Consider the following 6,744-nt stretch of genomic DNA (forward strand, 5'->3'; position numbering starts at 1 on the left):
GGCTTACATCAAATAAATAAATTCTTTCAAGTTAAATAAAGAATGGCAAAACGACACCCAAATATCCGGATGTGCCAAGATCTCCTCGTCCCGTGTCAGACCTTCCCGTTGCCCCCAGTCTCGGAGCAGCGACTTGGCTGTTTCCAGTTCATCAGGCTGTGGCGTTCTGGAAAAGGCCTCTTCATAGAGCCTCTCTACCCGGCCCGCAATGGAACGGTCCGTACCTTCCAGTATACGGGCCGCCCAAACCTCCGACTGATGCACCACAAAGGGATCATTCATCAGCATCAGAGACTGCGCCGGCACATTGGTCACATCGCGCTTGCCAAAAGAGGTAAAGGGTGTTGGAAAATCAAAGGTCTGCAATAGGTGGCTGACGAAGTTTCTGCGTACCTCCACGTATACACTGCGGCGTCCGTCTCCATCCACTGGTCCAGATTCCCTCGGCCTGCCCCTACCTTGCATAAAACTGGTCAGGTGCACCGGTACAGGATTGCCAAAAGGCGCCAAATTAAGGTTGCCGGCCACCGACAACATGGCATCCCGAATGGCCTCCGCTTCCAGTCTTCTGACCGGATAACTTGAAAGGTACAGGTTCTCCGGATCCCGCGCCTTAGAAGACTCATTTGATTGATAGGAGCGCTGAAAGGTCTCCGTCATTACGATAGCACGGATCAGTTCCTTGACAGACCAGTCCTTTTCTACAAAGGATAGGGCCAGGTAATCCAATAACTCCGGATGGGTCGGCAATTTACCCTGCAACCCGAAGTTATCCACCGTCTCTACGATACCTCTTCCAAACAGATGATGCCAAACTCGGTTTACCATGACCCGAGCAATAAGGGGATTATCGGACGATAGCAAGGCTTCTACCATTTCCCGTCGACCACTGCCTCCATCTTCAAATACAGGTTTGCAGCGCGTGATGCCCGGAAGGAAGCTGCGGGGAATTTTCTCCGGCGAAAGATCGGTGTGGCTGCCCCGGATAAACACGGGACTTTCAGTTTTAAATCCTTCGGTGACCCCACTGAAATAGACGGTGTCTTTGACCGATCCGGTCAAATCCAACCACTGCCGGTTCAACTTATCCAGGCCTTCCAGCGACCGGGCTCCCTTTACCTGCCCTACCCAGCGGTTGAGTGCCTGCACCTCTTCCGGGTTGGACGTAAAATCGGACCAATTCTTCACCATGGAACCCACCGACCCCACCGGCCCGGATTGCTTCAAGGATGGCTCCTGCCAGGTATTGTCAAAGGAAATGGCATACTGCACTTCTACGTAATCCTGCTCTCCCTGCACGTAATTATGGGACTGAAACCGGCCGGGCAATACTTCTAAATAGGCCTTATGCCCCTTCCATTGGCCCACATCAAAAACCAATTCCTTCCAATCTTCAGAACTGACAGATTGACTCATACCTCCGTAGATGGGGTATTGGATCAGTTGGAAATTATCCATCACCACCCGTACCGTACCCAAGCTTCCCCGGGCTTTTACTCCTAAAAACTGGGATTCTACTATAAAATCAGGTGACCGCAACACACCGAATTTACCCGTTCTGAAGTAGCGGCTGGACGCCATACCTTCTTCCAGCCTGATCAGTGATTTTCCGTCACTGGTCAGAACCGGATTACCTAAGGTTGTTTTTGGACCGAAGGCCACACCATCGCTTTTCCAGCCCCCGAAATCCTGTCCCCGAAAATCCCCCAGTACCTTTACATCCGCGGAAAGAGACGCTTCCCGGTCATTCAGTGAGGTAAGTTGAAAGGGAGAGGATTCACCCTGCATGGATTGCCAGGAAGATGCAAATTCCTTTCGAATGTGCGCCTGAAGCTTTTGTGCCTCGAGCAGCGTCACTTTTCGGGTCTCCAGTTGAGCGGCAGGCTGAGGCGTGAAGCGGGTACCCTCCATGATGCCGTACATTGCATAGTAATCGGCCGTAGGAATGGGGTCAAACTTATGGTCATGGCATTTGGCACAGGCTACTGTCAATGCCTGAAACGCCTTGGTGGTCACATCGATCATGTTATCGATGCGGTCAGATTCATCTTTTCTGGTGTCCACAGGGCTGTGGGTTCCCTCTCCCAAGGTATAAAATAAGGTCCCCAATACCGATTCGTTGGTACGGGTCTCCGGATGCATCCTGGGGGATTCCAAAAGGTCACCGGCGAGTTGCTCACGGACCATATCATCGTAAGGCAGATCCGCATTAAAGGCACGTATCAGGTAGTCCCGGTACCGCCAAGCCCCTTGTATCGCATAATCAAATTCATGTCCGCGGGTTTCAGCATACCTTACCACGTCCATCCAATGCCTGGCCCATCGCTCCCCATAGGCCGGAGAAGCCAGGTAGCGGTCAACCAGCTTCGTATAAGCCTGCGGAGAACCGTCCGAGACAAAGGCTTCCACCTCCTCCAAGCTGGGCGGCAATCCGGTAAGCACATAGGACAGCCTGCGAATCAGCGCTTGCCTATCGGCCTTGTTGGAGACTGTCAAGCCCTTTTCGCGTTGCTTTTCATGCACCAAGGTATCAATTGCCTGGGTCAGCGACAATCCATCTAATCGCTTAAAATTCGCAGGTTCCGGCAACACAAACGCCCAATGGGGCTTGTACTCGGCACCCTGTTTGATCCACTTTTCAATCAGCGCGACCTCTTCCGGTGTCACCTGCTGATTGATAGCTGGTGGGGGCATGCGCAATTCCGAGTCATGGTGGGTGATCCGCTCCAATAGATAGGACTTGCCGGGCTTGCCGGGCACTATAGCCCGCTTTCCGCTCTCCAGCTTTTCTGTAGCCCCTTCAAAAATATCCAGACGCAAATCCGCCTCGCGGCTACTTGGGTCAGGCCCGTGGCATAGGTAGCATTTCTGTACCAAAATGGGCTTGATATGAAAGTTAAAATCGACTACCTCCGGCAACTCCACAGATGAGGCGGGGGTAGTTTCACTACAGCTAAACCCGCAGCCTAGTAAAAACCCAAGTAATGCGACTTGCAGCAGGGCCATTCGTAGGGGTTTAAAGAAGCACATGATCGGCAGATTTTGAGTTTTGGGATTGGCTTTCAATTTATGGCTTAATCCATCAAAAGTCCATGCCTTTTATCCAAAAAGCGAAAAAAAGCCTACTTTTAAGGCAAAGAAACGAAAATATGAACATCGGTATCATCGGAATCGGACGAATCGGAAAAATTCACTTGATAAACTGCCTGACGCATTTCAGGGATATTCAGGTAGTTGCCGCCATGAATCCTTCGGAAAGCGGGAGAAACTTTGCCCGTCACCTAGGCGTTCCGCTGGTCACCGACGATGCAGCAGTCCTTATCAACCACCCCGAGATCGAGGCAGTGCTGATCTGTTCAGCCACTGACAGCCATGCGGACTACGTGGAGCTCGCCGCAAAGGCCGGAAAAGCCATCTTCTGCGAAAAACCCATGGACCTTTCACTGGATCGCGTGCGGCAGACGCTGGCCTTGGTGGAAGGCAGTGGCGTACCCCTGATGCTGGCTTTCAACCAACGCTTTGATCCGAGTTTTGCGGAAGTAAAACAGCGGATAGCCGAAGGAGAACTGGGTAAACTTCGCTCCCTGCACCTGATCAGCAGAGATCCTGGCCCTCCTCCAATCGCCTACATACGCAGTTCGGGAGGCATGCTCATGGACATGACCATCCATGACTTTGACATGGCTAGGTACCAGGTCGGCGCCGAAGTGGTGGAGGTTTATGCCCGGGGTGCCCATGTGGTGAGTGCGGAAATACAGGAAGCCGGTGACATCGACTTTGCCTCCGTGATGCTGACTTTTTCCAACGGGGTGGTGGCCTTCATCGAAAATTGCCGGGAAACCACCTACGGCTACGACCAACGCATGGAAGTATTCGGTTCAAACGGGATGCTTCGGGTAGAAAATCCCTTCAAAACCAGCACCATATCCTCCGGAAGGGCAGGGAATATACTGGGCAAAAACCTGGATTTCTTTGTGGACCGCTATGCCGAATCCTATCGACTGGAGCTGGCAGCATTCTTCGAAGCACTGATAGCGGGCAAGCCCATGCCTGCTACCGGTTACGACGGTTTGAAGGCCATGGAGATTGCCGAGGCGGCCATGCGCTCCATCGCCGAAAACCGACCGGTAAGGTTGGGGTGAAGCCCCTAAAAACTAACCGGCAAATTACTTTTGGACGACTCGTAAATACCCAAAATAAGCTCTAGGGATCGCCGGGCATCTCTACCCGTCACCATCGGCTCGCGGTTATCAATCACGGCATGCACCATGTCCTCCACCTGCCCCTGATGTAGGCGAAAATCAATGGCCATAGGATCGGAAGCACCGCTGCCCCCCACATCGGAATCCGGCAATCCTCTATCGCTACCGGGCACATTCCATACGACGATCTTGCCGGCCTCCAGGATAATATTTCCTTTTTCTCCATAGATTTCCAGCCGCTCGGGATTCCCGGGATAGAGCGCCGTGCCACCGGTAATGGTACCGAGAGCACCGCTCTTAAAATTTACCAGGGCAGCCCCCAGATCTTCTCCTTCGATGGCGTGAACGACCGTTCTGACCTGACCAAATACGGATTCGGCTTCCCCCATCACATCCAGCAGCAGGTCGATGGTATGCACTCCCTGATTGATTAGGGCCGCACCTCCATCCCCTTCTAGAGTTCCCTTCCAGTCACTACCACTGTAGTAGGAAGGATCCCTGTACCAATTAATGGCCGCCGTTCCCATCAGCAGTCGGCCTAATCGACCCTCTCGCACTGCCTCTTTCAGTTTGAGGTATCCAGGTTTCAGTCGGTTTTGAAAAATCACCCCCAGCTTCACCCCTGCCTGCTCGCACGCAGCTATGAGTTGGTCGGCTCTATCCAAACTTACCTCTATGGGCTTCTCCAACAGCACATGCTTGCCCGAAGCAGCCGCCGCCATGGCGGGCTCCAGGTGGTTGCCACTGTGTGTACAAATGGCGACTATATCAATATCTTTCCGTTTTAGAAATTCCTGGATCTGATAATCGGCCGGAACACCAAACTTTGCTGCGGCCTGATGCGCCCTCTCGGGTGTGGAACTGCAGACTGCTATGAGGCTTGCGTCCTCACAGGCGTTGATGGCGGCTGCATGCATACCTGCAATGGCACCGGTTCCGATAATTCCAAATCCAAGCTTCTTCGTACTCATCATCTTAGGGTAAGGGTATTGTTGATAAAAATTGATTTTAGCGGCTTTTGACGGGAAACTTCCTTCAGCTCTTTCGCATGGAAGCGGTCATTTCCTCCATCACCCAATTGGTGCGGGCGGCACTGTGGCCAGTGCTGGGGCAGGTTCCTTGGCCTAGCAGCTCCTGAACGATGGAGTTGATCAAGAAATATTGGATATTTTCCGGCATCTCAAAGGTGTAGCGTTCGCTTACTCCGGTATCCATTTTTAGATCCACGTAGGTATCCCAAAAAGATGGGTAGCTGATTTGACCCTTCGATCCCACCAGGGTGGTCATATCCGTCTTGGAAGCCTCTGAGGATGCAAAGCACCAAACCCCGGAGCCCATTACGCCACTTTCAAACTCGAAGCTGGCCGAAACGATGTCTTCTACGCCGTACCAACCGGCCTGATTTCTGGCCAGCGCACGGACAGACTTAACCGGACCCAACAAATAATCCAGGAAGTCGAGCTGATGGGAGCCAAGGTCATAAAAATAACCGCCACCGGAAATTTCCGGATTGATACGCCAGTTGTCATTCGGCCCGGACTTTACATCCGGATGGGCCGGCTGATTCATCAGCACCTGTACATAGCGTAGCTCACCGATCACTCCCGATTCCAGCAGGGATTTGATTTTTAGAAAATTAGGCAGGGTTCTTCGGTAATAAGCCACAAACAAAGGTACTCCTGCCGCCTCGCAAATACGAATCATCTCTTGGCATTCAGCATAGGTACGGGCCATGGGCTTTTCCACGTACACCGGCTTTCCGGCTGCCGCGGCCATCCGAGCGAGCTCCAGGTGCGCATTCGGAGGGGTGGCAATGTAGATGGCATTGACCTCCGGATCCGCAATCAGCTTATCGGCATCATCGTACCATTTGTCCACTTGGTGCCGCCGGGCATAGTCCCGGGCCTTCTCGCCGTCCCGTCTCATCACCGCCACCAACCGGGAGTTGGGCACTTTCTGCATAGCAGGAGCACTTTTGCGTTCACATACTGCTCCTACACCAAGCACGCCCCAGCGTACTTCCTTGTCTGTAAATTTTATCATAGCCTTAAACTTACAAAAATGTTTGCCTATGCAGCAAATGCGCCTTGAGAATTGTTAGTTTGAAAATATAGGTGGTGGGAGACGGTTAGATCTGAGAGGTGAGATTTTTAGAAGACGTAAGATATAAGACGTAAGACTTAAGACGTAAGACTCGCGAAACGTTCGACCTTACAACCGTTCCCGCACAAAAAAACCGAAGCGATTGCCCATGCCCACGTCATTGCGAGGCTTGGAGATCGGTGGTAATCGAGATACGGAGCAGGTTAGTATCGGAACTGGTTAACAGGTCTGCAACTAGTCGCAAGCCGAAGCAATCCCCTTGGGGAAACGGTTAGATGTGAGATGTGAGATTTTTAGAAGACGTAAGACGCAAGACTCGCAAATCGTTCGAGCCTACATCCGTTCCAGAACCAAAATACGAAGCTATCTCGCTCCCAGCCGATACAATCCCCTTGAGCCCTGGTTTGGAGATTGCCACGCTCCTACGTCGCTCGCAATG

4 protein-coding genes are annotated in these 6,744 nt (G+C 52.3%); 1 reads left to right on the plus strand and 3 read right to left on the minus strand.

From position 1 onward, the window contains the following. Window positions 1-3: 3 nt before the first annotated feature. Window positions 4-3,030: a PSD1 and planctomycete cytochrome C domain-containing protein gene (locus IAQ59_RS20720; protein ID WP_209332766.1), complete on the minus strand. Its 3,027-nt coding sequence runs from the start codon at window positions 3,028-3,030 to the stop codon at window positions 4-6. A 119-nt stretch (window positions 3,031-3,149) separates the two neighbouring features. Here IAQ59_RS20720 and iolG point away from each other — a divergent pair, with 119 nt between their 5' ends. After that, entirely contained in the window at window positions 3,150-4,142 is a 993-nt protein-coding gene (gene iolG, locus IAQ59_RS20725; RefSeq protein ID WP_209332767.1) for an inositol 2-dehydrogenase, read from the plus strand. 5 nt (window positions 4,143-4,147) lie between these two features. On the opposite strand, the gene IAQ59_RS20730 is transcribed toward iolG, so the two are convergent. Beyond that, complete coding sequence (locus IAQ59_RS20730; RefSeq protein ID WP_209332768.1) at window positions 4,148-5,176, minus strand: Gfo/Idh/MocA family protein; 1,029 nt, start codon at window positions 5,174-5,176, stop codon at window positions 4,148-4,150. Window positions 5,177-5,237: 61 nt separating this feature from the next. Beyond that, window positions 5,238-6,245, minus strand: a complete 1,008-nt coding sequence (locus IAQ59_RS20735; RefSeq protein ID WP_209332769.1) for a Gfo/Idh/MocA family protein — start codon at window positions 6,243-6,245, stop codon at window positions 5,238-5,240. Window positions 6,246-6,744 lie beyond the last annotated feature (499 nt).

Origin of the sequence: Lunatimonas salinarum (genome assembly GCF_017811155.1) — a bacterium.
Taxonomy (GTDB): Bacteria; Bacteroidota; Bacteroidia; order Cytophagales; family Cyclobacteriaceae; genus Lunatimonas; species Lunatimonas salinarum.